Origin of the sequence: Leeia aquatica, from assembly GCF_012641365.1 — a bacterium.
Lineage (GTDB): Bacteria > Pseudomonadota > Gammaproteobacteria > Burkholderiales > Leeiaceae > Leeia > Leeia aquatica.
In genome coordinates, this window is sequence record NZ_JABAIM010000001.1 from 1,487,203 (window position 1) to 1,510,414 (window position 23,212).

20 protein-coding genes are annotated in these 23,212 nt (G+C 61.5%); 4 read left to right on the forward strand and 16 right to left on the reverse strand.

Annotated features, from left to right (window positions below):
* Positions 1–65: 65 nt before the first annotated feature.
* The 13 genes from ftsA to mraZ are packed head-to-tail and all read right to left on the reverse strand — an operon-like array spanning position 66 to position 15,617.
* Complete coding sequence (gene ftsA, locus HF682_RS07720; RefSeq protein WP_168876603.1) at positions 66–1,298, reverse strand: cell division protein FtsA; 1,233 nt, start codon at positions 1,296–1,298, stop codon at positions 66–68.
* Positions 1,299–1,314: 16 nt separating this feature from the next.
* Entirely contained in the window at positions 1,315–2,202 is an 888-nt protein-coding gene (locus tag HF682_RS07725; RefSeq protein ID WP_168876604.1) for a cell division protein FtsQ/DivIB, read from the reverse strand.
* A gap of 43 nt (positions 2,203–2,245) precedes the next feature.
* A complete protein-coding gene (locus HF682_RS07730; RefSeq protein ID WP_168876966.1) occupies positions 2,246–3,178 on the reverse strand; it encodes a D-alanine--D-alanine ligase in 933 nt (310 codons plus the stop codon).
* An 8-nt stretch (positions 3,179–3,186) separates the two neighbouring features.
* Positions 3,187–4,578 carry a UDP-N-acetylmuramate--L-alanine ligase gene (murC, locus tag HF682_RS07735; protein WP_168876605.1) on the reverse strand — a complete coding sequence of 464 codons (1,392 nt, stop codon included), beginning with the start codon at positions 4,576–4,578 and terminating at the stop codon, positions 3,187–3,189.
* Positions 4,575–5,645, reverse strand: coding sequence for an undecaprenyldiphospho-muramoylpentapeptide beta-N-acetylglucosaminyltransferase (gene murG / locus HF682_RS07740; protein ID WP_168876606.1), 1,071 nt, complete (start codon positions 5,643–5,645; stop codon positions 4,575–4,577). Before murG ends, murC begins: the two co-directional genes overlap by 4 nt.
* Complete coding sequence (gene ftsW, locus HF682_RS07745) at positions 5,642–6,811, reverse strand: putative lipid II flippase FtsW (protein WP_168876607.1); 1,170 nt, start codon at positions 6,809–6,811, stop codon at positions 5,642–5,644. Before ftsW ends, murG begins: the two co-directional genes overlap by 4 nt.
* Positions 6,804–8,198, reverse strand: coding sequence for a UDP-N-acetylmuramoyl-L-alanine--D-glutamate ligase (murD, locus tag HF682_RS07750; protein ID WP_205881935.1), 1,395 nt, complete (start codon positions 8,196–8,198; stop codon positions 6,804–6,806). The genes ftsW and murD overlap by 8 nt, the downstream gene beginning before the upstream one ends.
* Positions 8,199–8,206: 8 nt before the next feature.
* Complete coding sequence (gene mraY, locus HF682_RS07755) at positions 8,207–9,313, reverse strand: phospho-N-acetylmuramoyl-pentapeptide-transferase (RefSeq protein WP_444543170.1); 1,107 nt, start codon at positions 9,311–9,313, stop codon at positions 8,207–8,209.
* 14 nt (positions 9,314–9,327) lie between these two features.
* Positions 9,328–12,135: a bifunctional UDP-N-acetylmuramoyl-L-alanyl-D-glutamate--2,6-diaminopimelate ligase MurE/UDP-N-acetylmuramoyl-tripeptide--D-alanyl-D-alanine ligase MurF gene (gene murF, locus HF682_RS07760; RefSeq protein WP_168876609.1), complete on the reverse strand. Its 2,808-nt coding sequence runs from the start codon at positions 12,133–12,135 to the stop codon at positions 9,328–9,330.
* Positions 12,132–13,874, reverse strand: coding sequence for a peptidoglycan D,D-transpeptidase FtsI family protein (locus tag HF682_RS07765; protein WP_308418708.1), 1,743 nt, complete (start codon positions 13,872–13,874; stop codon positions 12,132–12,134). Before HF682_RS07765 ends, murF begins: the two co-directional genes overlap by 4 nt.
* Positions 13,875–13,877: 3 nt before the next feature.
* Positions 13,878–14,177, reverse strand: coding sequence for a cell division protein FtsL (gene ftsL, locus HF682_RS07770; RefSeq protein WP_168876610.1), 300 nt, complete (start codon positions 14,175–14,177; stop codon positions 13,878–13,880).
* Positions 14,170–15,111, reverse strand: coding sequence for a 16S rRNA (cytosine(1402)-N(4))-methyltransferase RsmH (gene rsmH, locus HF682_RS07775; RefSeq protein ID WP_168876611.1), 942 nt, complete (start codon positions 15,109–15,111; stop codon positions 14,170–14,172). The genes ftsL and rsmH overlap by 8 nt, the downstream gene beginning before the upstream one ends.
* On the reverse strand, positions 15,111–15,617 hold the full coding sequence (mraZ, locus tag HF682_RS07780) for a division/cell wall cluster transcriptional repressor MraZ (protein ID WP_308418709.1): 507 nt from the start codon (positions 15,615–15,617) through the stop codon (positions 15,111–15,113). Before mraZ ends, rsmH begins: the two co-directional genes overlap by 1 nt.
* A gap of 267 nt (positions 15,618–15,884) precedes the next feature.
* On the opposite strand from mraZ, the gene HF682_RS07785 reads away from it, so the two are divergent.
* The 3 genes from HF682_RS07785 to HF682_RS07795 all read left to right on the forward strand — a co-directional run bounded on the left by HF682_RS07785 (position 15,885) and on the right by HF682_RS07795 (position 18,089).
* Positions 15,885–16,247, forward strand: a complete 363-nt coding sequence (locus tag HF682_RS07785) for a hypothetical protein (RefSeq protein ID WP_168876612.1) — start codon at positions 15,885–15,887, stop codon at positions 16,245–16,247.
* A gap of 103 nt (positions 16,248–16,350) precedes the next feature.
* Positions 16,351–17,634: an HD-GYP domain-containing protein gene (locus tag HF682_RS07790; RefSeq protein WP_168876613.1), complete on the forward strand. Its 1,284-nt coding sequence runs from the start codon at positions 16,351–16,353 to the stop codon at positions 17,632–17,634.
* The gene (locus HF682_RS07795) at positions 17,631–18,089 is read left to right on the forward strand and encodes a flavodoxin family protein (protein WP_168876614.1); all 459 of its coding nucleotides are present in this window, start codon (positions 17,631–17,633) and stop codon (positions 18,087–18,089) included. The genes HF682_RS07790 and HF682_RS07795 overlap by 4 nt, the downstream gene beginning before the upstream one ends.
* Positions 18,090–18,111: 22 nt before the next feature.
* Here HF682_RS07795 and cysS read toward each other — a convergent pair whose 3' ends face one another.
* The 3 genes from cysS to HF682_RS07810 all read right to left on the reverse strand — a co-directional run bounded on the left by cysS (position 18,112) and on the right by HF682_RS07810 (position 21,766).
* Positions 18,112–19,485 carry a cysteine--tRNA ligase gene (gene cysS / locus HF682_RS07800; RefSeq protein WP_168876615.1) on the reverse strand — a complete coding sequence of 458 codons (1,374 nt, stop codon included), beginning with the start codon at positions 19,483–19,485 and terminating at the stop codon, positions 18,112–18,114.
* A 121-nt stretch (positions 19,486–19,606) separates the two neighbouring features.
* Complete coding sequence (locus HF682_RS07805) at positions 19,607–20,056, reverse strand: DUF4124 domain-containing protein (RefSeq protein ID WP_168876616.1); 450 nt, start codon at positions 20,054–20,056, stop codon at positions 19,607–19,609.
* 15 nt (positions 20,057–20,071) lie between these two features.
* Positions 20,072–21,766, reverse strand: a complete 1,695-nt coding sequence (locus HF682_RS07810; protein ID WP_168876617.1) for a glutamine--tRNA ligase/YqeY domain fusion protein — start codon at positions 21,764–21,766, stop codon at positions 20,072–20,074.
* A 353-nt stretch (positions 21,767–22,119) separates the two neighbouring features.
* On the opposite strand from HF682_RS07810, the gene HF682_RS07815 reads away from it, so the two are divergent.
* Positions 22,120–23,199: a tetratricopeptide repeat protein gene (locus HF682_RS07815; protein ID WP_168876618.1), complete on the forward strand. Its 1,080-nt coding sequence runs from the start codon at positions 22,120–22,122 to the stop codon at positions 23,197–23,199.
* Positions 23,200–23,212 lie beyond the last annotated feature (13 nt).

Genomic DNA, 23,212 nt, shown 5'->3' on the forward strand with positions numbered 1-23,212 from the left:
CTTTGCCCGAGTAAAGTACTGCTTGCACATCCGCCGCTGCGCCGCGCAGCGGTCAGAAATCCTGTTTAGAAATTGCCCTGGAACCAGCTCTTCATCCGCGAAAACAGTTGCCCCATGGAGGCGCCTTGCAAGCGCTGGATCTGGTGCCGCTGCGCCTGCTGCTTGCCAAACATCAGCAGGCCCACACCGGTGGAGTAGCGCGGGTTGCGCACCACCTCGGCAAAGCCCAGCACGTTCTGCGGCAAGCCAATGCGCACCGGCATGTGGAACACCTCCTCGCCCAGCTCCACCATGCCTGGCATCAGGCTGGAGCCACCGGTAATCACGATGCCGGAGGACAGCAAGTCCTCAAACCCGCTGCGCCGCAGCTCGGCTTGCACCAGCGTGTACAACTCTTCCACGCGCGGCTCGATCACCTCGGCCAGCGTTGCGCGCGACAACTGGCGCGGCCCGCGCTCGCCTACACCCGGCACTTCCACCATCTGGTTGGCATCCGCCAGCTGACGCAGCGCACAACCGTGGGCCAGCTTGATGTCTTCCGCCTCTTTGGTCGGAGTACGCAGGGCCATGGCGATGTCGCTGGTGATCTGGTCACCGGCAATCGGGATCACGGCGGTATGGCGAATGGCCCCCTCGGTGAACACTGCGATGTCAGTCGTGCCACCGCCAATGTCGATCAGGCAGACGCCGAGGTCTTTTTCGTCTTCTGAGAGCACGGCGTGGGCCGACGCCAGCGGTTGCAGGATCAGGTCGGTCACTTCCAGCCCGCAGCGGCGCACACACTTCATGATGTTTTGCGCAGCAGACACGGCGCCGGTGACGATATGCACCTTCACCTCCAGCCGCACCCCGCTCATGCCGAGCGGCTCTTTCACATCTTCCTGCCCGTCGATGATGAATTCCTGCTCCAGAATGTGCAGGATCTGCTGATCGGTCGGGATGTTCACTGCACGTGCAGTCTCGATCACCCGGTCCACGTCGGTCTGGCTGACCTCCTTGTCCTTGATCGCCACCATGCCGTGCGAGTTGAAGCTCTTGATGTGGCTGCCCGCGATGCCGGTATACACCTCGCGAATCTTGCAGTCCGCCATCAATTCCGCCTCCTCCAGCGCGCGCTGGATAGCGTTTACGGTGGATTCGATATTGACCACCACGCCCTTTTTCAGGCCGCGGGAGGGGTGACTGCCCATGCCGATGATTTCCAGCTGGCCATCCACCTTGAGCTCCGCCACGATGGCCACGATCTTGCTGGTGCCAATGTCGAGCCCGACGATCAGGTTTTTGCTGTCCTTGCTCACCCTGTGTTCTCCTGCTTTAAACCTGTTGTCTGTTGATGACCGGACGGCCCGGTCGGGTTGTCAGTGCTGCGGGCTTGGCCGGCTTGTTCGGCACCGCCTGACCCGTACTTCCCGGCTTGCTGCCATTGCCGGGCTTGCTTGCAGCCGGTTTGCTCACTGGCTTGCTGCCCGGTTTGTTCGCTGGCTTTGCTTCTGCATCCGCGGGCAAGGCACTGGCAGGCAAGCGGATCGCCACCCCGTTGCTGTAACGCAAATCCACCACACCGATGGTGTTGCGCCCGGCCAAGGCCCGGTCATAAATGCCGATGAATCGCTTCAGGCGGTCATCCACATCATCACGCCCCACCAGCACCTGCATGCCGTTTGACAGCTGCATGCGCCAAGCACGCCGGGGGGACAGCTCCAGCTTCACCGCTTGCAACTGCTTGCTGCCCAGCACACTGCTGAACTTGCGGTAAGCGGCCACCACATCCTGACTACTGCCTTCCGGACCGTTGAACTGGGGCAGCTCGTCTTCGCTGTTGGCCTCAAACACTTCACCGCGGGTGTTGACCAGTGAGGCTTCGCCCCAGCGCGCCAGCGCCTGATGCTCTTCAATGCTCACCACCAGCACCCCCGGCCAGCGCCGGCGGATGCTCACCTGCCGTACCCAGGGCAACTTCTCGAAGGCGTGCCGGGTTTCATCAATATCCAGCGTGAAGAAATTGCCTTGCATCACATTCTTCGAGATGTAGTGCACCTGATCACGGCTGATGTGTGACAACTGCCCTTCCACCTTGATCTGCCGCAGCGGAAAGGCACGTGAATTCACCAGCAGGTACACCCCGCTGTACAACACCGCCGCTGCGAACAGGCCGTACAACAGGTTGGCGAGCGCATTCAGCACCTGTGGCTTATCCCACATGTGTGCGCTCCTTTCTGTCGTGCAGCCTGATCAGCATGTTCTATTACGCCCCTTGCAAGGTGGTATCCAGGATCCGCAGCACCAGGTCGGGATAATCCATCCCGGCCTGCCGAGCCCCCATCGGCACCAGGCTGTGGCTGGTCATGCCCGGCGCGGTATTGGCTTCCAGCAAATACGGCTGGCCTGCGGCATCGGTCATGAAGTCGATCCGGGCCCAGCCTCGACCGCCGATCGCCCAGAAGGCCTTCTTCACCAGCTCACCAATAGTGGCTTCCTGCTCGGCGGGCAAACCACACGGGCAGCGGTACACCGTGTCATCACGGAAATACTTGGCCTGGTAATCGTAAAACTCGGTCGCCGGTTCAATCTTGATGGCGGGCAGCGTGACAAAGCCACTGACCTCATCGCCCAGGATCGGCATGCTGTACTCGCCACCATCCAGAAAACGCTCCGCCAGCACCACGCGGTCATAGCGCCGTGCTTCGGCAAAGGCTGCAGGCAGATCAGCCGCCTGCTTCACCTTGCTGATGCCGATGCTGGAGCCTTCGATATTCGGTTTGACGAAGATCGGCAGGCCCAGCTTGGCAACAACGGCATCCCAGTCGCTGTGCTCATCCAGCAGCTCAAACTGCGGCACCGGCAAACCCAGTGCTTGCCACAGCAGACGGCTGCGCAGCTTGTCCATGCCGATGGCCGACGCCATCACGCCACAGCCGGTATACGGCAGGCCCATCACTTCCAGCGCACCCTGTACCGTGCCATCCTCACCGAAGGGGCCATGCAGGATCAGGAAAGCACGATCAAACCCCTCGGTTTTCAGATCTGCCAGCGGGCGCTCCGCCGGATCAAACGCATGTGCATCCACGCCCCGGCTGCGCAAGGCATCCAGCACACCATTACCGCTCATCAGCGAGACTTCGCGCTCGGCGGACGGGCCACCCATCACTACCGCCACCTTGCCGTACTTCTGCTTCATGTCCATGCTCATTGTCCTGCCACCAATTTGCCCGGCACCGCCCCGATGGAGCCTGCCCCCATGGTCATCACCACGTCACCCGGCTGCGCCACCCGCAGGATGGCCTCCGGCATATCCGCAATCTCGGCCACAAACACCGGCTCGACCCGGCCTTGCACCCGCACGGCACGCGCCAGGGCACGGCCATCTGCCGCCACGATCGGCTGCTCACCTGCTGGATACACCTCGGCCAGCAACAGACCATCCACGGTGGACAGGACCTGGGCAAAGTCTTCAAACAGATCACGGGTACGGCTATAACGGTGCGGCTGGAAGGCCAGCAGCAGACGGCGATCCGGAAACGCGCCACGGGCTGCGGCCAGCGTTGCCACCATTTCCACCGGGTGATGGCCGTAATCATCCACCAAGGTGAAGCTGCCACCTTGCGGCAACGGCACTTCGCCATAACGCTGGAAGCGACGGCCTACCCCGCCAAACTCGGCCAGCGCGCTTTGAATCGCCTCTTCCGACGCGCCCACTTCCAGCGACACCGCGATGGCGGACAGCGCATTCAGCACATTGTGGTGGCCCGGCGTATTGAGCGTGATGGGCAAACGGTGCTCGGTACCGTTCTGCCATACCGCGTCGAACTGCATCTGGCCATGGTTGGCGACGATGTTCTCGGCGCGAATGTGCGCGTCTTCACTCACCCCGTAGGTGGTGACCGGCTTGCTGATGCGCGGCAGGATGGAGCGCACGTGCGGATCATCCACACACAGCACAGCACGTCCATAGAACGGCAGGCGTTGCAGGAAATCGACAAACGCGCCCTTCAGCCTTTCAAAATCATGGCCATAGGTATCCATATGATCGGCGTCGATGTTGGTCACAATCGCCATCACCGGGCTCAGCATCAGGAAGGACGCATCCGACTCGTCTGCTTCCGCCACCAGAAAATCACCCTTACCCAGCTTGGCATTACTGCCCGCTGCGTTGAGCCGCCCACCGATCACATAGGTCGGGTCCAGCCCGGCCTTGCCGAGAATGGAAGCCACCAGACTGGTGGTGGTGGTCTTGCCGTGGGTACCCGCCACCGCAATGCCTTGCCGCAGCCGCATCAACTCGGACAGCATCATGGCGCGCGGCACCACCGGAATGCCCAGTTCACGGGCTTCCTGCACTTCCGGGTTATCTGCCTGTACGGCGGTAGAAGTGACCACCACGTCGGCCCCATGCAGCAACCCCTTGCCATGCCCCTGGTGGATGCTGGCACCCGCCTTGGCCAATCGCTGCGTGGTGGCATTGCTGGCCAGATCACTGCCGCTGACCTCGAAACCGAGGTTGAGCAAGACCTCGGCAATGCCGGACATGCCTACGCCGCCAATGCCAACAAAATGAATCCGTTTGACCTTGTGTTTCATCGCGCCACCTCTTCACATGCCGCAACCACCTGCTGGGTAGCCTGCGGCATGCCTTTTTGCCGTGCCTTTTCGGCTCGGACTTGTAATTCCTGACGGTCCAGCCCGGCCAGCAAACGCGCCAGCGACGCCACCGTCATCTCTTGTTGCGGCAACAGCCAGCCGGCACCCGCGTCCGTCAGGAAGCGGGCATTGGCCGTCTGGTGGTCGTCAACTGCCGTGGGCAGCGGCACATAGATACCGGCCACCCCGGCTGCGGCCAGCTCGCTCACCGTCAGTGCGCCGGCACGACACAGCACCACATCGGCCCGCTGCAAGGCTGTGGCCATGTCTTCAATAAAAGGCACAGCTTCTGCCGCCACCCCGGCCTGGGTGTAGTGCTCACGCAGGGCCGCAATCTGCTTTTCACCTGATTGATGCACCACTTGTGGCCGCTGCGCTTCCGGCATGCTGGCCAGTGCAGCAGGCACCGTCTGGTTAAGTGCCATGGCACCCTGGCTGCCACCTACGACCAGCAATTGCAGCGGCCCATGCCGGTCGGCATAGCGGACAGCCGGTTCCGGCATCGCCACAATGCTGTCGCGCACCGGGTTACCCACCGTCGCCAGCTTGGGCTGCGGCGGGAACACATTCGGAAATGCCTGCAGCACCCGCTTGGCCAGCCGGGCGCTGACACGGTTGGTCAGACCCGCCACCGCGTTCTGCTCGTGGATCAGCAACGGCACCCCGGACAACCAGGCCGCAACTGCCCCCGGAAAACCCACATAACCACCAAAACCCACCACCACGGCCGGGCGGTGCTGGCGGATGGCCTTGCGGGCTTGCCAGATGGCTCGCAGCAACATGAAGGGGGTCTTCAGCTTGCGCAGCAGCCCATTGCCACGCACGCCTTGCATCTGCAGTTGCACCATCGGGTAGCCATGCGGCGCCACCAGCCGGTTTTCCATGCCGTGGGTGGTACCCAGCCAGACGGGCTTCCAGCCTTTGGCCTGCAGCGCCTGTGCCACAGCCAGCGCCGGGAAAATGTGCCCACCGGTCCCGGCGGCCATGATCAGGGCGGTCTTGCTCATACCTGAAACCCCCGCATCATTTGCCGTGACTCCCAATCAATCCGTAATACCAAGCCCAGCGCCATCAGGTTGGCCACCGTGCCGGAACCACCAAAGCTCATCAGCGGCAGGGTCAGGCCCTTGGTTGGCAACCAGCCGACGTTCACGCCGATATTGATCAGCGCCTGTCCACCAATCCAGATGGCCACACCATAGGCGGCCAGTGCCGACCAGTAGCGCTCCAGCTTCAGGGCTTGCTTGCCCACCGCAAAGATGCGCCAGACCAGCAGCAGGAACAGGCCGAGCACCGCTGCCACACCAACGAAGCCCAGCTCCTCGGCGACAATCGCCAGCAAGAAGTCGGTATGCGCTTCGGGCAGGTAGTGCAGTTTTTCGACCGAACCGCCCAGACCGACCCCCAATACTTCGCCACGGCCGAAGGCGATCAGCGAGTGGGTCAGCTGGTAACCTTTGCCGAGCGGATCAGCAAACGGGTTCAGGAAGCCCAGCACGCGCTTGTAGCGATACTCGGAAGTGGTCACCAGCAGCACAAAGCCGATACCCAGCGTCAGCACCAGGCCGACAAACAGCCGCCAGTTCATGCCCCCCAGGAACAGGGTTCCCATGGCAATCGCGGTGATCACTGCAAAAGCGCCGAAGTCGGGCTCCGCCAGCAGCAAGCCACCGGTGATCAGCATCACAAAGAACATCGGCACAAAGCCCTTGATCAGGCTGTGCATGTAAGCGGCCTTGCGCACCGTATAATCAGCGGCATACAGCACCACAAACAGCTTCATCAGTTCAGACGGCTGCAGGTTGATCACCACCAGACCCAGCCAGCGACGGCTACCATTGATCTCGCGCCCCACATGCGGGATCAGCACCATCACCAGCAAGGTCAACCCGAACAGGAAGGCGTAAGGCGCATACTGCTGCCAGATGCGGGTCGGGATCTGGTAGGCCAACAGTGCCGCTACCAGCCCGACACCGATGAACACCGCCTGACGGGTCAGGTAATAGGTGATGCGGTAGTTGGTGTCCTTGTCGGTCGCGGCATAGGCAATGGACGCCGAGTACACCATGACCAGACCGATGGCCAGCAGCAGCAGGGTGGACCATACCAGCACCGCATCCACGCCACTGGGTTGCGGACGGTTACGCAGCTGGCGGAAGGACAGGCTAACCATGCGCCCCTCCCACTCGTGCAGCGATTGCGTTGGCCGCAGCAATGAACACCTCGGCGCGGTGCGCATAGTTACGGAACATGTCGAGGCTGGCGCAGGCCGGGCTGAGCAGGATCACTTCGCCATCCTGTGCATCGGCCCAGGCAGCTTCCACTGCTGCCGGCAGATCTGCACAGTGCTGCACCGGCACGCCACTGCCTTGCAGGGCTGCTTCAATCTGCGCTGCGTCACGCCCGATCAGGTAGACCGCGCGGGTAGAGCGCTGCACAGCGTGCTGCAGCGGACTGAAATCCTGCCCCTTGCCATCACCCCCGGCAATCAGGCGCACGCCCCGGTCAAAGCCCAGCAACGCGGCTTCTGTCGCGCCAACATTGGTGCCTTTGGAATCGTCGATAAAAGTCACGCCATTCAGTGTCAGCACCGGCTCCACCCGGTGCGGCAAGCCACGGAAGCTGGCCACATGCGGCAGCAGTGTGGCCAGCGGCAGCCCGGCAGCGTCCAGCAAGGCCAATGCCGACAACACGTTGGCGGCATTGTGCAAGCCGGGCAGCGGTACCGACAGTACGGGCAGCAAGGCCTGATCCCCCCGCGCCAGCATCAGGCCATCCGCCCGGTCCAGCAGACCATACTCGCTGGCGGACTGCGGCGTAGCCAGCGCAAAGCTGCGCAGCGGCAAACGCGCGTCGCGCATCGCCCAGCTGCGTGCATCGTCACGGTTCAGTACCTGTGCCTTGGCATTCAGGAAAATACGCTGCTTGGCGGCGGCATAGCCATCCATGCCATCGTAGCGATCCAGATGGTCTTCCGACAGATTGAGTACCGTCGCACTGTCGCAGCGCAGGCTATTCGTGGTTTCCAGCTGGAAGCTCGACAGCTCCAGCACAAACACGTCCGGATAAGCTGCGCCATCCGCACGGTCTTCTTCGCAGGCTTCCAGCGCATCCAGCACCGGCAGGCCGATATTGCCCGCCACCATGGTCTTCAGACCCGCCTGCTGGCACAGATGGCCGACCAGGCTGGTGACCGTGCTCTTGCCATTGGAGCCGGTTATGGCAATCACCTTGCTGGGCCAGTCACGAATCCAGCGTGCGAACAACTCCACATCGCCCAGCATCGGCACGCCTCGCGCCTGGGCGCGGGCAATCGCCGGTTCCGCCAGCGCAATGCCAGGGCTGACCACGGCATAGTCAATACCGCCAAACAGCATGTCGTCAAACGGCCCCAGGTGAATGGAGACCTGCGGCAAATCCTGCTGGAAACGGGCGAGCTGGGGCGGGGCACTGCGGCTGTCTGCCACCGTGACCTGTGCGCCATGCGCGCACAGCCAGCGGCAGGCCGACAGCCCGCTGTCGCCCATCCCCAGAACCAGTACCCGTTGGTTGCCGTACATGCTTTGGATTACCTCAGCTTCAGGGTGGCCAAACCAGCCAACACCAGCATCATGGTGATGATCCAGAAGCGGACCACCACCTGCGTTTCCTTCCAGCCCTTCTTCTCGTAGTGGTGATGCAAAGGCGCCATCAGGAAGATGCGCTTGCCACCGCTGTACTTGAAGTAGGCCACTTGCAGCATCACCGACACCGCTTCCACCACGAACACGCCGCCCATGATGGCGAACACGATTTCCTGCCGCACGATCACCGCCACCGTACCCAGACCGGCACCAATCGCCAGTGCACCCACATCACCCATGAACACTTCTGCCGGGTAGGCGTTGAACCACAGGAAGCCGAGACCTGCCCCGACCAGGGCGCCGCAATAGATCACCACCTCGCCGGTACCCGGCAGGAAAGGGAAGCCCAGGTGCCGAGCGTGCAGCATATTGCCCGCCACGTAGGCAAACACCGCCAGGCCACCTGCCACCATGACGGAGGGCATGATGGCGAGGCCATCCAGCCCGTCGGTCAGGTTGACGGCATTGCTGCTGCCGACAATCACCAGATAGGTCAGCACCATGAAGCCCACCAGCCCAAACGGGATGGCCACAGTCTTAAAGAAGGGCACCAACAGCGTGGTCTGAGCAGCGGTTTCCTTGAAATCGGACAGTGCAAAGCTGCCATGGGTCGCCAGCCAGTAACCGGCGATCAGCGCAATGGCGCTCTGGCCGATCATCTTGGCGCGGGCAGACAGGCCTTTCGGGTTCTTGTGCACCACTTTCTTGTAGTCATCAATGAAGCCGATCGCCCCGGTACCCAGCGTCACCAGCAGCAGCAGCCAGACGTAGTGGTTGCGCAAGTCGGCCCACAGCAAGGTGGTCATCGCCAGCGACAGCAGGATCAAGGTCCCGCCCATGGTCGGCGTACCGGCCTTGCTCAGATGGGTTTGTGGACCATCATCACGGATCGGTTGGCCCACTTTCAGCGAGGTCAGCTTGCGGATGACCGACGGCCCCAGCCACAGCGAGACAAACAACGCGGTCAGCATCGCCAGCACGCCACGCAGGGTGACGTAGTTGAACACATTGAAGGCCCGAATCTCGGTATGGGCCGCCAGCCATTGTGCCAGTAGCAACAGCATGCTCAGGCCTCCCTCATGAAATGTTCCACTACCCGCTCCATACGCATGGCACGAGAGCCTTTAACCAATACCGAACAATCGGCATCCAGCAAGGTTTCCAGCGCCTGCAACAGGGCATCGAACTCGGTAAAATGCTGTGCCGTCGGGCCATATGCAGCACACGCCTGGGCAGTGTCCCCACCCCAGGCCAGCATGCAATCGGTGCGTCCTTGCGCGTAGGCGCCCACCTCGGCGTGCAGGTCACGGCTTTGCTCGCCCAGCTCACCCATGCCGCCCATCACAAACACCCGCTTGCCCGGCATGGCTTGCAGCACATCCAGTGCAGCGCGCATGCTGGCAGGCTGGGCGTTGTAGGTGTCGTCAATCAGACGGCCACCGAAGCGGGCGGGCTTCTGCTGCAAGCGGCCCTTGCTGCCCTGGTATTGGGCCAGCCCGGCTGCCACGGCCTTGGGAGAAATGCCCAAAGCCAGCGCAGCCGCGGTGGCTGCCTGCGCATTGCGCACATTGTGTTGTCCCGGCACCTGCAGGCAGGTTTGAATCTCACCCGACAGAGTATGCAGCAGCAACTCGGTACCACGTGCGCTGCTGCTGGCTTCGGCATGCACATCCGCCTGCGCCGTACCGAAGGACACCATGCGGCGCCCGGGGTTGAGACCGCGCCAGTAGTCCGCATACGGGTCTGCCGCATTGATGACTGCGATACCGCTGGCGGCAAGACCCCTGAAAATTTCGCCCTTGGCCGCGGCAACGCCATCCAGCGTGCCACCCACACCAGGCAGATGGATCGGAGCGGCATTGTTGATCAGGGCCACATCCGGACGGGTTAGCCCTGTCAGGTAGGCAATCTCGCCGGTGTGATTCATGCCCATTTCGATCACGGCGAAGCGGTGCCGAGGACGCAGACGCAGCAGGGTAAGCGGCAAACCGGTATGGTTGTTGAAGCTGCCCTCAGTGGCCAATACCTGTTCAGCACCGACTTCAGCTGCACAAATCGCCGCCAGCATCTCCTTGACCGTGGTCTTGCCGACCGAGCCCGTGACACCAGCCACCGGGATGCGGAAACGCCCACGCCACCAAGCTGCCAGTTTGCCCAACGCCAGATCCACATCGGCCACCTGCAATACCGGGCAGGCATAAGCGGCTGCAGGTACTTCACTGACCAGCGCGGCCACGGCACCTGCCGCCAGCGCATCCGGAATCAGGGCATGGCCATCCAGCGACGCACCCTTGCGTGCCACATACAGGCTGCCCTGTTGGACTGTGCGGGTATCGTGGGTGACGTGGCGGAAGGCCACATCGTTGCCGATCAGCTGCGCGCCAATGGCTTCAGCGGCCATGCTGAGCGTGGTCATCGCAGTTTCATCCGCGCCCACCAGCGCCTGCCGTGCTTCTTCCACATCGTCAAAGTGGTGCTTGGTCTTGCCGATGATCTGGTAATCCTCGTTGCCCTTGCCGGCGATCAATACGATGTCGCCCGCTTGGGCAGCCGCAATGGCATGGCGGATGGCGGCACGGCGATCGACCTCGACATGGTGAGCGCCCACCACACCCGCTGCCACCTGCGCAACGATGCTGTGCGGGTCTTCGGTACGCGGATTGTCGCTGGTCACCACAGCCACATCAGCCAGCCGACCGGCAATTTCGCCCATGATGGGACGCTTGCCCGCGTCACGATCACCGCCACAGCCAAACACGCAGTAGAGCTTGCCCCCTGCGGGCAGGACATCGCGCAGTGTTTGCAATGCGTTTTCCAGCGCGTCCGGCGTGTGCGAGTAGTCCACCACCACCGAAGGCAGCGTACCGCCGCCGACCCGCTGCATGCGACCGGCCACACTGCGAATCTTGCCCAGCACGCAGCCAGCCTCTGCCAGCGACACGCCTTCGCACAACAGCACACCCAGCACGCCCAGCAGGTTGGCGACATTGAAGCGCCCCAGCAGCGTACTGTTCACGGACACGCCCCCCTGCGGGGTGACCAGCTCAAGTTGCAAGCCATCCAGGCCCATCTGCAACTGGCGGCAATGCAGGTCACCTTGCGACAGGCCATAGCTCAGCACCTGCACGCCCTGCGCCCGGGCCAGCGCCACCAGTTCGGGCCCAAACGGGTCGTCAATATTGATCACGGCATGTTGCAGACCGGGCCAGCGGAACAGGCGGGCCTTGGCAGCGCCATAGGCGGCCATGGTACCGTGATAATCCAGATGATCACGGGTCAGGTTGGTAAACAAGGCGGTACGGTAACGCGCACCGTTGACACGGCCTTGCTCCAGCGCATGCGAGGACACTTCCATCGCCACCGCCTGCGCGCCCTGTTTCAGCAAGTCCGCCAGGGTGGCGTGCAAGGTCACGGCATCCGGTGTGGTGTTAGTGGCCTCCACCAGCTGCCCGGCAAAGCCGTTGCCTGCCGTACCGATGACTGCAGTCTTGCAGCCCAGTGCATCCAGCGCCTGCATCAGCCAGTGGGTGCAGGAAGTTTTGCCATTGGTACCGGTGATACCGATCAGGCTCAGCTGCTGACTGGGTGCGCCATACCATTGATCGGCGATCTGGCCCAGCTGTTCGCGCAAGCCGGTCACCGCGCAATGCGGCACTTGCAGCACAGCGGGCCACTCGAAACCTTCGGCTTCATAGATGACGGCGCTCACGCCAGCGGCTACCGCTTGCTCAATATAACGACGACCATCCTGGGCGCTGCCCGGCATGGCAACAAATACCCGCCCCGGACCGGCCATGCGGCTATCCAGCGTCAGGTCGGTGACCGATGGCGGCAGTTGCCGCAGAAATGCCATCACATCCATGTTCAAACTCATAATCCGGTCTCCGCTTCCGGCTCATCAAAGCCGGGGATCACCGTGGTCTGTACCGGGGCATCATGCGGCACCTTCATCTTGCGCATGATGTCGGACACAATCTTGCTGAATACCGGCGCAGCGACCTGACCACCGTAATGGCGGGTCGGATCCGGCTCATCGATCATCACGGCCACGATGATCCGAGGGTTGGAGATGGGCGCGACCCCGACGAAGGAGGCCACATACTTGCTCTTGTCGTAGCCCCGGCCACTGACCTTGTATGCCGTGCCGGTCTTGCCGCCGACCCGGTAGCCCACCACCTGCGCCAATTGCGCGGTACCACCGGGCTGGGTCACCATCTCCAGCATTTTCAGCACTTGCTGCGCGGTTTGCGGCTTCAGCACCTGGGTAGCCGGCCCCGGCGCATCCAGCTTGAGGATGCTCACCGGGCGAATGGCGCCGTTATTGGCGAACACCATGTAGGCGCGGGCAATCTGCATCAGGCTGACCGACAGGCCATAGCCGTAAGACATGGTGGCCTGCTCCACCGTCTGCCAGGTCTTGGGGGACCGCAGCTTGCCACGTGCCTCACCTGGGAAACCGGTGCCCGGCACCTTGCCCAAGCCGACGCGATCGAACAGGCTCCACAAGGTTTCGGCCGGCATTCTCAGGGCGATGGTGGCGGTGCCGATGTTGCTCGACTTCTGCACCACGCCCTCTACCGTCAGCGAGCCATAGTTATGGGTGTCGGTGATGGTACGGCCGCCGATCTGGGTGCTGCCGCTGGTCGGAATCAGGGTGGTGGGCTGCACGATCCCGGCGTCCAGCGCCGTGGCGATCGACAGCGGTTTCATCATGGAACCGGGCTCGAACTGATCGGTCAGCACACGGTTACGCATGCGGCTGGGGTCGATCTTGCTGCGGTTGTTCGGGTTGTAGGTCGGCAGGTTGGCCAGCGCGAGGATCTCACCGGTATGGGCATCCAGCACCACCACGCCACCGGCCTTGGCCTTGGCCGCAGCCACCCCCGCCACCAGTTCGTGATAAGCCCAGTACTGAATATCGCTGTCAATTGACAGGGTGACCGTCTCGCCGTCCTTCGGCAGCACCTTGGTGCCAACGTCTTCCACCACATAACCACGGCGATCGCGGATCACCTTCCAGCGGCCATCCTGTCCGGCCAGCAGACTGTTACGTGCCCGCTCGATGCCTTCCTGCCCCTTCTCGTCGTTGTCGGTAAAGCCAACGATATGGGCCATCATCTCGTGCGCTGGATACAGGCGGACATACTCCGGCTGCTGGTACACGCCAGGCACTTTCAGGTCCAGAATGGTTTTGGCCAGCTCCGGGTTGATGCGGCGCTTGAGATAGACGAACTCACGGTCCTTGCTGGCAAAACGGGCCCTCAGCTCGGTTTCAGGCACTTTCAGCAGGTCGGATAACTGGCGAAATTGCTCCAAAGTCACCAGCCCGGCCGCCTCTTTGGCATTGACCCAGATACTGGCCGCCTGTGCGCTGCGTGCCAGGGTGTTGCCCTCACGGTCGGTAATCACACCGCGCTTGGCCTTGAGCGGAATCACCCGGTTGTAGCGGATCTCCCCTTCTTTGCGCAGGAAATCATCCTGCTGCACCTGCAGGTAGAGCGCGCGACCCGCCAGCGCCACGATGCCCAAACCGAGCATGCCAAAGACCAGTGCCGACCGCCAGGCCGGCAACTTCAGGGCAAGTTCAGGATTGGCATAGCGTGCGCGAGCCACGTTTTACTCTTCCTTCGGTGGCACCACCACCACCGATTCACCATTGGCCGTCACCACCCGCGTACGCTGTGGGTCCGGCGTTTTCATCTTCAGCGTCCCGGTTGCCTCACGCTCAATACGCGAGTGCATGCCCTGGGTGCTCTGTTCCAGCAACAGCTTGTCGTACTCCTCTTTGTACTGCTTGGCCTGCGCATCCTCATGTTGCAGCTCGGCAAAGATGCGGCGTGACTTGTGCTGTGAAGTCACCACCGACAAGGCAGACAACACCGCCACGATCAGCAGCAGGGCATTGAGCTTATGCACGCTCACCCCCGGTGCGCTCTGCCACACGCAGCACAGCGCTGCGTGAGCGCGGGTTCTGCCGGATCTCTTCTGCACTCGGCTTGATGGCCTTGCCGATTAGCGTCACCGGCGCCTGCGGCATGTCTGCGGCACGCACCGGTACCCGGCTGGGCAAACGATCCACCGTCGCCGCGTCACGCAGCGTCTGCTTGACCATGCGGTCTTCCAGCGAGTGAAAGCTGATCACCGCCAGACGCCCGCCTGGCTTCAGGCAGGCAATGGCCGCCGGCAGGACTAGCGAAAGTTCTTCGAGTTCGCGATTGAGGTAAATCCGTACAGCCTGAAAGGTGCGTGTCGCGGGGTCCTGGCCCGGCTCGCGAGTGCGGACGGCCTTCGCCACGATCGCGGCAAGCTGCCGGGTTGTGACGATGGGCTCTTGGCCGCGCGCAGCAACAATCGCGCTTGCAACCTGTTTAGCAAACCGCTCTTCACCATAATCCCTGACCACCCTTGCGATATCCGCTTCTGCAGCGGAGTTGAGCCAATCCGCAGCGGTAAGGCCACGGCTGTTGTCCATGCGCATGTCCAGTGGCGCATCAAAACGGAAACTGAAACCACGCTCAGCCTCATCCAGCTGCGGGGAGGACACACCCAGATCCAGCAAGATGCCGTCCACCTGGGCGATGCCCTGCTGCGCCAGCACATCGGCGAGCTCGGCGAAAGCGGTATGCACAATGGTGAAACGCGGGTCGTCGATACTGGCCGCCGCGGCGATGGCCTGCGGGTCACGGTCGAGCGCGATCAGGCGACCCTGCGGCCCCAGCTGCTGCAGGATGCGTCGGCTATGTCCCCCTCGACCAAAGGTGCCATCCACATAGATGCCGTCCGGATGCACGGAGAGTGCCGTCACCGCTTCCTCGAGCAACACGGTGACGTGTGGGCTGGAGGTGGACATTAGAGCGAGAACCCTTCGAGTTCGGCAGGCATGCCATCACTGCTGTACTGCAGCGCCACATCACACTGGCGCTGCCATCCGAGCTCATCCCAGATCTCGAATTTCTTGCCTTGACCGATCATGACCACCCGTTTGTCGAGCCCGGCGAAGGCACGCAGCTCAGGAGAGAGTAAAATGCGCCCCGCCGAGTCCATCTCCACGTCCTCGGCGTAACCCACCACCACCCGCTGATAGGCGCGCAGTTGCGGATTGAAACTGGACACACTGTTGAGTTTTTCTTCAATCGGGCCCCATTCCGGCGCCGGATACAGCAGCAGACACTTGCTTGGGTCCGCCGTGATGACCAGACGGCCATCGGCCTGCTCGGCGAGCGCATCCCGATAGCGTGCCGGGACCGCCATGCGCCCCTTGCTATCCAGATTCAGAATCGCGCTACCCCGAAAGCCCACTGTGTCCTCGCGCCGCTGGTTTGGGTCAAAAACCCACAAAAACCCACTTTTTCCCACTTGTCGCCACTATAGTTAAAAAAAAATGGCAGGTCAAGGCGGTAAATCGCGATTTTTCCTTTTGCGACAAGGACTTACGGCATTTTCATCGAAAAGACAATTTCCTTTAAAATGAATGAGATAGCGCTCAAATAGAAAGTAACCTCTGAGGATTAACCTCACCCGTGAGTCAGTACGACGTCATGCGCAGATCCACCATCCCACTTCAGGCTGGACAGTACCCGCAGCGCGTCTTACCCTTGTCGGCATTACCCTCCGGAGATCACCATGACGCGCCATGGCCTGCCCCTGCTGCTGGGTCTGCTCTGCTGTGCCTGCACCCAACTGAAGCCGACTGCGCTCTGGGTGGCGGACCAGCATGGCCTGGACGCCGGGGTCGATACGCTGGAGCTGGGAAACCAGCGTTGGCAGATTCGGGTAGAAACCAGCACCCTGCTGATGACCGGCAACATCCAGCAGCGCCTGCAAGATGCCGTCCACTTGCATTGCCGTAAGCAAGGGCGCCCCATTCCTGTGATCGAACGTGAGGAAAGCGGCCTGCTCAACAGCCTGACGGGGGGCCGCCGCTACGCCACCGCCATCCTCCATTGCGACCCCGCCGCAGCCGCCGCTCCGTCAACTGTCCAATAGTTCATACCTTTCATGCTACTCAAGGTTTAACTGCGTTCCTGGCAGTGCTAGCATTAGGACTACTGCCTTCTTCAGGGCAGCGATCACAGGAAGCCATGCCGCCATGAGTTTCGAGATCGTCAATAACCAGTTCCTGCAGCAGTTGGCTGCCGCAGGGGCAGCGCATGACATTCAGGCGTGCGAAGACATCTATTCCGAAACTGGCGTTAAACTTCTTGCCAATGGCAGCACGTTGGCGGGCGACATTCAGGCGAGACTCCTGCATCACAAGTTGCGCCGCCCGCTGGAGCACAGCATCCGGGTAGCCGATGCACCCAACAACCGCACCCTGCTGGATATTTTTAATCACATCCTGGATCAGGACCCCATTCTGGCGCACTGGGCCAGTCGCAGTGGCATTACGCTGGAGTTACAAGAGGCCCTGCAGCGTCTGAGCCTCCCGGAGTGCGCGTGGAGTGCACTGGCCATTGCACGGCACAGTGACCCAAAGTTTATTGAGCATGGCTTAAGGGTCGCCCTGATTGCGATTTCCACGGCCCAAGCTGCCGGGCAAGCCTGGCGCCACCTGCTCCCTGCAGCGTTATTGCACGACATTGGTTATCTATACCTGAACCCGGCCCTGTGGAAGGCCCAACAACCGATCGGGCCGGGCGAATGGAAGCAGTTGTCGGCCCATCCGATCATCGGGCAAATGTGGGCGCAAAATGTGGCCGGACTCGGCGGTGAAGTGGCCGCTCTAATCGCCTGCCACCACGAACGCGCCGACGAGAGCGGTTATCCGCGTCAGATTGGCGGGGAGCGCCTCGGTCCCGTCGCAGAAATTTTGGCTTTGGCAGAAATGGTCAGTGGCATGCTGGAGCACCGTAGTTATCCCTTGGGGCAACTACGTATTGCCTTCAAACTTTTGCCGGGCCAGTTCACCCGAAAGACACGTCAAGCCGCACTCAGTGGCACACAAGACCTGCCGGTTGGCGAAGCCCCCGCAATCAGCACGGAAAAGATTGAAGCTGCCCTGCATCAGCTTTTGTTACGCTTTGGTCAAGCACTGGAAGTGCTGGAGCAGCTGGACTGGCACTGTACCAGCCATGTTGGCAGACAGCTGAAACAGCGACTGGCAGATCGGCTGAATGTCATTCAGCGCGCCTTCACCAGCGCCGGGCTTGATGTCTGGTTGCCTGAAGCCCAAAGGGAATCTGACACTAACGGGGAAATCTTCTGGAACGAACTGGCATGGATCATTCGTGAAACCAACTGGCACACACGCCATCTGGCGCGTGATTTAACCCGGCAATGTCTACTGCTACCCCAAACTGAAGCGCACGCCTTCGAACCACTGGCAAGCCTGTTTTTGGCACTTTCCGACGAGTTGACCCGGGCCGGATTGTGAAACGCGTCCTTTTGGTGTGGCATAGCCAGGGAGGACGAACCGGGCGGCTGGCTGAGGCCGTCGCTGCCGGTCTCGCCCAGGCAGCCGATGAAATCACCGTCTGCAACCGGCAAGCGCTGCAGGCCACCACCACGGAATTGCTGGAAGCCGATGGCATCCTGATCGGCACCGCCGAGCAGTTTGGTTATATGTCCGGTGCCATCAAGGATTTCTTTGACCGCACCTACTACCCGGCGGAAGGCAAAATGCAGGGGCGACCCTACGGCTTGTTTGTCTGCGCGGGCAATGACGGTCAGGGTGCCATTGTCAATGTGGAGCGCATCGCCACGGGTTACGGCTGGAAACGCGCGCTGCCACCCATGCTGGTCAAAGGGGAACCCACCCCCGAGCAGTTGAACGCTGCCGAGGAGTGGGGCGCCACCTTTGCGGCCGGGCTCAGTATCGGCCTGTTCTGATCCTGAGCCTGATCAGCCGCGCTTACTGCCGCCGCCAGGTGGTGCCTTGCGGGCCGTCTTCCAGCACAATCCCGGCCGCCAGCAGTGCATCACGGATGCGGTCGCTTTCGGCAAAGTCCTTTGCCTTGCGCGCCGCTTGCCGCGCGGCAATCTGGGCTTCAATCGCGGCGGCATCCAGCCCGTCCGCGCCCGCCTCACCTTGCAGGAAGGCTTGCGGATCACGCTCGAGCAGGCCCAGCACATTGGCCAGTGCCTTCAGCTGCGCCGCCAGCTGCGGATCGCGGCTGCGGTTGACTTCACCAGCCAGATCAAACAGCACTGCTACGGCTTCCGAGGTGCCAAAGTCATCATCCATCGCCTCACGGAAGCGGGCAGCATACGAATTCTGCCAGTCCAGCGTTACGCCATCAGCAGGCGGGGTTTGCCGCAGCGCGGTGTACAACCGCTCCAGCCCTTGCTTGGCATCGCGCAGCAGCTCTTCCGAGTAGTTGATCGGGCTGCGGTAATGTGCCCGCACCAGCAGAAAGCGTACCACTTCACCGTCGAACTGTCGCAGCACATCGCGGATGGTGAAGAAGTTGCCCAGTGATTTGGACATCTTCTCGCCATTGAGTTGCAGAAAGCCGTTGTGCAGCCAGTAATTGACGTAAGTATGGTTATGGCAGCCTTCGCTTTGCGCGATCTCGTTCTCGTGATGGGGGAACTGCAGGTCCTCGCCACCGCCGTGAATGTCAAAGTGCACGCCAAAATGATGCTTGGACATCACCGAGCACTCAATATGCCAGCCCGGACGCCCCGGCCCCCAGGGCGATGCCCAGTGTGGCTCACCGGGTTTGGCGGCCTTCCACAGCACAAAGTCAAACGGGTCACGCTTGTGCGGATCCACCTCCACCCGCTCGCCGGCCCGCAGGTTGGCCAGCGTTTTACCGGAGAGTTTGCCGTAGCCCTCAAAGCTGCGTACCGCGTAGTACACATCACCGTTGTCCGCCGGGTAGGCGCGACCATTGGCAATCAGCTGTTCGATCATCTGCACCATGCCCTCCACGTGCTGGGTGGCACGCGGCTGCAGGGTGGGCGGCAACAGGTTCAGGTGAGCCAGATCATCGTCCATGGCAGCGACATTCTCATCCACCAGCTGCATCGGGGTAATGCCACGCTCCAGCGCCCGCTTGATGATCTTGTCTTCAATGTCGGTGATGTTGCGCACATAGTTCACCTCGTACCCCGAGGCCCGCAGCCAGCGATAGATGGTATCGAACGCAGCCAGCATGCGGGCATGCCCGACATGGCAGAGGTCGTACACCGTCATGCCACAGACGTACATATTGACCTTGCCGGGCTGGATCGGGGTAAACACTTCTTTCTGGCGGGACAGGGTATTGTACAGTTTCAGCATCTGGGCTCTCACTCAAGGTACCCGGCCTCAGGCCGGGCCAAACCGGTGCTTTCCGGCCACCGGCAACAAAAACGCCGCCCGAAGGCGGCGTACCGGGCAGGCGCAGGCCTCCCCGGCGGGATCAACTACAGTACTTGGCAATATCCGCTTCCAGCGAGCGGATGGCTTGCTCCGATGCTTTCGGGTCCATGAAGACACGCTCACCGTTCTCGTTCACCTGATAAATCCCGCTCGCCGACCTCATCCTTGACAGGTGGTCCCGCGCCTCAGCGCAGCGCTGGCGCTGGGTTGCGTCTTTGGCGGCCTGGGCATCGGCCTTGGACTGCTGGTCTTTCTTGTCCATCTGCCGCTTGTTGAAGTCTGTCTGTTGGCTCTGCCAGTCGCCACTGCCACTGGCCTTGCCACCACCTGAGGCCGACTTGGGCGCAACAGTCTGCGTCTGGGTGCCCGCAGGAGGCGGCGTCTGCGAGTAGTGGGTCACGCCCTGTGCATCGACCCATTTATACATTTGCGCCTGGGCGCCCAGCGCCAGCAGCAATAACAGCCCACCCAACGTTTTCAACATCTGCATCACCCTGCTCCTGCCTTAGCCTGCTTCCTTGCTCCAGGAATCCTTCAACGTCACCGTCCGGTTGAACACCGGCTTGCCCCCTGCCCGATGTTCAACGCGGTCAGTGCAGAAATAGCCCAGCCGCTCGAATTGGTAACGGGTCTCCGGTGCCGCGTCTTGCACTGCAGCCTCCACCCAGGCCTCCACCACCTGCAAGGAATGCGGGTTGAGGAACTGCATGAAGTCCACGTACTGGCCATCGTCACCCCGCACCGCATCCGGACGGGGTTCGGTAAACAGGCGGTCATACAGACGGACTTCTGCCGCAATGGCGTGTTCGGCGGACAACCAGTGAATCACGCCCTTGACCTTGCGGCCCACCGGGTTCTGCCCCAATGTAGCGTGATCAATCGAGCATTTCAACTCGACGACCTCGCCTGATGCGTCCTTCACCACCTCATCGCAGCGAATCACATAGGAGTAGCGCAAGCGCACTTCCATGCCCGGCGCCAGACGCTGCCAGCCAGCGGGCGGCACTTCGGCAAAGTCATCGCGCTCGACGTACAGGGTGGCAGCGATCGGTACTTCACGCTCACCGAACTCCGGGTGATGCGGATGGAACGGTGCGCTGCGCTGGCCGGTGACCCCGGCTTCAAAATTGGTCAGCGTCACCTTCAAGGGGTTGAGCACGGCCATCACGCGGGGCGCTTCGGCTTCCAGCGTCTCGCGCACAGCGCCTTCCAGCACCGAGTAATCAATTACGTTCTCGCTCTTGGAGATGCCGCAACGCTGTGCAAACAGGCGAATCCCGGCCGGGCTGTAGCCCCGGCGACGCATGCCGGAGACCGTGGGCATGCGTGGATCGTCCCAGCCACTGACCACCTTTTCGTTGACCAGCTGGTTCAGCTTGCGCTTGGAGGTCAGCGCGTACAACAGCTCCAGCCGCGAGAACTCGTACTGCCGTGGGTGGCAGTCAATGCTGATATTGTCCAGCACCCAGTCATACAAGGGCCGGTGGTCTTCAAACTCCAGCGTGCACAGCGAATGGGTGATGCCTTCCAGCGCATCCGAGATGCAATGGGTGTAGTCGTACATCGGGTAGATGCACCATGCATCTCCGGTGCGAATATGATGCAGGCGGCGAATGCGGTAGATGACCGGGTCACGCAGGTTGATGTTGCCGGACGCCATGTCGATCTTCAGCCGCAGGGTACGGCTACCGTCGGCAAACTCGCCGGCACGCATGCGGGTGAACAGGTCGAGGTTTTCTTCAACACTGCGGTCACGCCAGGGGCTCGGCTTGCCCGGCTCGGTCAGGGTGCCGCGGTAGGCACGCATCTGCTCGGCATCGAGGTCATCCACATAGGCCAGACCTTTCTGGATCAGCTCGACAGCATAGCCGTACAACTGCTCGAAGTAATCCGAGGCAAAGCGCACTTCGCCTTGCCATTGAAACCCCAGCCAGCGCACGTCTTCCATGATGGCGCGCACATACTCTTCGGATTCTTTTTCCGGATTGGTATCGTCAAAGCGCAAGTTGCAGGCACCGGCATAGGCCTGCTCGCCCTGCACCAGCCCGAAGTTCAGGCAGATCGACTTGGCGTGCCCCACATGCAGGTAGCCATTGGGCTCCGGCGGAAAACGGGTCTGGATGGCCGCATGCCGCCCATCCTTCAGGTCGTTGTCAATGATGGTGCGGATGAAATGGGCAACTACTGGTGCATCACTCATGGTGTACGGGAACGATCCATTGCGTCGGAAAATAATCAGGTCTTGATCTTACCTGAAAAGACAGAATCCCGCAGGTGCTCCCCCCCCAAGAGCGGGTCATGGTTCGAGCTTGTCGGCGCATGCCATCTGACCTTGTACCAAGGGGCAGTAGGGCGGCATGACTGGCGGCATCCGGCAGACCACACCCGACACACCAAACACAATGCCCACCGCATGCCGCGCAGGACAAGCTCAAAAGCACGCCGTGCCTTAAGCATGATAAACAAATGCAACAATGATGCTGCGCTGAATTGTGGTACAGGACTGCTTCTTGTTAGAATCCGCCAGATCAAACCGCTTTGACAAAGTCCAATATGCCCAATCGCCCGCTGCGCCTCATTCCGCTTTGCCTGGTACTGGCACTGACCACCGCCCGTGCTGACGAAGCCCAGGACATCAGCGCGCTGATCAAGCAAGGTCAAAGTACGCAAGCCCTGGAGCGGGCCAATCAGTATCTGGTCAAAGACCCCAAGAATGCCAAAGTCCGCTTTGCCAAAGGCCTGGCGCTGGTTGACCTTAACAAGCCTGCCGACGCCATCAAGGTCTTCCAGGGGCTGACGGAAGACTATCCGGAGCTGCCGGAGCCGTATAACAATCTGGCGGTGCTGTACGCCCAGCAGAAACAGTTCGACAAAGCGCGTCAGGCGCTGGAAATGTCGATCCAGACCCACCCCAGCTATGCCACCGCACACGAGAACCTGGGTGACATTTATGCGCAGATGGCAAGCCAGGCCTACAGCCGTGCGCTGCAGCTGGACAAGAACAATGCCAACGCGCAAACCAAGCTGACGCTGATTCGTGACCTCTTCACCAAGCCTGGCGCACCGCTGGCCACCGTGAAACCGACCGCACCGGTGGTGGTCGCCACCGCCAAGCCGGAACCGGTGAAGCCTGAGCCGGTGAAGACTGAACCCGCCAAACCGGCCGCAACCGTGACGACACCTGCCACCAAGCCCGTCAAACCGGATGCCACCACGCCAGCGGTGAAGGTGGAGCCCAGCAAACCGGAACCAGCCAAGACTGAGCCGGCCAAACCGGCCGCCAGCAGCCGCGATGACAAACCGGTATTGCAGGCCACCGAGGCTTGGGCACAGGCTTGGTCGAAGCAGAAAGTAGGGGCTTACCTGTCCGCCTACGGCAGCAGCTTCAAGCCGCCACGCGGCATGAGCCGCTCGGCGTGGGAAGCCGAGCGTCGCGAGCGCCTTACCGCATCCAGCTCCATCAGCGTCAGCATTGGCGCACCTAAAGTCAGTTTCATTGATGACAACACGGCACGTGTGACATTCACCCAGTCATACAAGTCGGATACACTGAAGACTTCCACCGGCAAAACGCTGATCATGACGAGGAATGGCGACCGATGGTTGATTACCGAGGAACGGGTAGGCCGTTGAACCGTTCAAAACG